This is a genomic window from Microcystis wesenbergii FACHB-1317 (assembly GCF_014696875.1).
Classification (GTDB): domain Bacteria; phylum Cyanobacteriota; class Cyanobacteriia; order Cyanobacteriales; family Microcystaceae; genus Microcystis; species Microcystis wesenbergii_A.
The window spans coordinates 1-1896 of the sequence record NZ_JACJQV010000017.1; the positions used below are offsets into that span (position 1 = coordinate 1).

General features: G+C 39.1%; 4 pseudogenes. All 4 read left to right on the forward strand.

What is annotated here, in order from left to right:
- Nucleotides 1–579: pseudogene (locus tag H6F92_RS00270) on the forward strand (ISAs1-like element ISMae8 family transposase); the annotation flags it as partial.
- A 273-nt stretch (nt 580–852) separates the two neighbouring features.
- Nucleotides 853–966 (forward strand): annotated as a pseudogene (locus tag H6F92_RS00275) (zinc ribbon domain-containing protein); the annotation flags it as partial.
- 555 nt (nt 967–1521) lie between these two features.
- A pseudogene (locus H6F92_RS00280) lies at nt 1522–1626 on the forward strand (transposase); the annotation flags it as partial.
- 124 nt (nt 1627–1750) lie between these two features.
- Nucleotides 1751–1896: pseudogene (locus H6F92_RS00285) on the forward strand (IS701 family transposase); the annotation flags it as partial.

The window sequence follows — 1896 nt, forward strand, 5'->3', positions numbered from 1 at the left end:
TTTACTGGCGATGCTTTACACTGTCAGAAGAAAACAATCAGCTTAATAGCCAAGACTAAAAATGATTATGTTATCACAGTTAAAGGAAATCAGAAAAATCTTTATCAGCGAATACAAGACCTGAGTAATTCCTCAAAGCCAGAAAGTTGTTTTCTTGAACAAGATAATAGTCATGGTCGAAAAATATCCAGAAAAATAGAAGTTTTTAAAGTGAGGAAAAATGAAAGACAAGGATTTGAAAATCTGCGAAGAGTTATTAAAGTAGAAAGAAGGGGTAGTCGCGGGGATAAAACGTATGAAGAAACAGCTTACTATATCAGTAGCCTAACTGAATCCGCTCAAGTATTTGCTAAAATTATTCGAGGACATTGGAAAATAGAAAATCAGTTACATTGGGTAAAAGATGTAATTTTTGAGGAAGATAAAAGCGAGATAAGTGATTTTCAAGCGGCCAGCAATTGGTCAATTCTCACAACTATAGGATTGAATCTTTTCAGAGGTTTGGGTTTTCTCTCAATAACAGAGGGACAGAGGTGGTTAGCTGAACGTTGGGAAAAACTGATAGTTTTATCGACGTAAGAAGCAGAAAAATTAGCTAAATTAACAGGATGTACTCTCAGAAAATTTCAAGAGAGATAGGCTTTTAGTGGCTTGGGAACAAGCTTTATCAATTTATTCATAATCAATATTGGCAGAGGATTAAAGATTAGTTATTGTCACTAACTCTTTTGATTAGAAAAAGATAAACTTGAGAATTTTCATTCAAATTTATTGACTCAAAATCCGCTGTACTTAATTTAAATGAATCAACCCTACCCCCAACCCCCCCGACGTCGGGGGGGCAAGGGGGGGGGAGAGTCCGACCTCTGGGTTTTCAGTGGAGACATTGAGAATCTAAGTTGTCTCGTTGAACAAGGAATTTCCGATAGTGATAGGTCAAGAATCCCCCGTCACAGCGTAGCTTGACGGTGGGAGTATGTCAAATTCTATCGGGGTGATCTGTAATCGGCTGAATCAAAGAGACGTTTTTATCAAATTTGTGGATGACGTTTTGATTGATGCTGGTGTTGTACTGGTCAGTGTTCCTGCTAACCAAATGACTGGAGTTTAGACTAAATTTTCCAAAAATCAACCCTAACGAGTTCAGGCTCAATACCTTAAAAATCTGACCCCAAAAGGAATACAGACTTCTTGAGCGAGTATTTCTGTGACCGCATAGCGACTTTTCGCGCTTGTTTGCAGAACATCATGAGTTGACCAAACCTCCACAAAAGTCCTTCAAGATTCCCCAATAAGTACATGAGCAGGGGCGAAAACTTGGCAAGGAAATAGCTATAACCTAGTTTTTGCAAGGGTTGCAAGGGATTCGAGCCAACCTACTCATTAAGCTCGACCCAGGAGTGGCATGACAGAATTAGTCTAAACTCCAGTTTTGACCATCTTCGTCATCTGATTCTTAACCCTTCTTTGCCCAATCATCGGGATTTTCTTCATTCCCTACAATTTTTGTCCTGTACTTAGGAAGTCAGCATTGATTTATGGATACCGTATAAAACTGTCGTGGAAGAACTGATGCCGAATGCTCAGGTAGTAGCGGATAGGTTTCATGTAATGAAACAAATAAATGGTCGATTCAAGTCTGAATTGCATCACTATCTGATCTACCTTTATAGTGGGACTTAAACGCTAAATAAAGATCAAATCGAGTATAATCGTTAAAGAATAAGCACTTTACGTTGAAAGAGCAGCGATGAAAGAGACAACCCCAGCTGCGATGCCTCCCTGCTTTGACCGATGGTGTCGGCGGTTTGACAATTGCTTCAAAAACGAAGCGCAAAAAAACGGCTTCAGACAATATTTAGGAGGATTATTAGGGGAAAGTGAGAGGAAAAACCT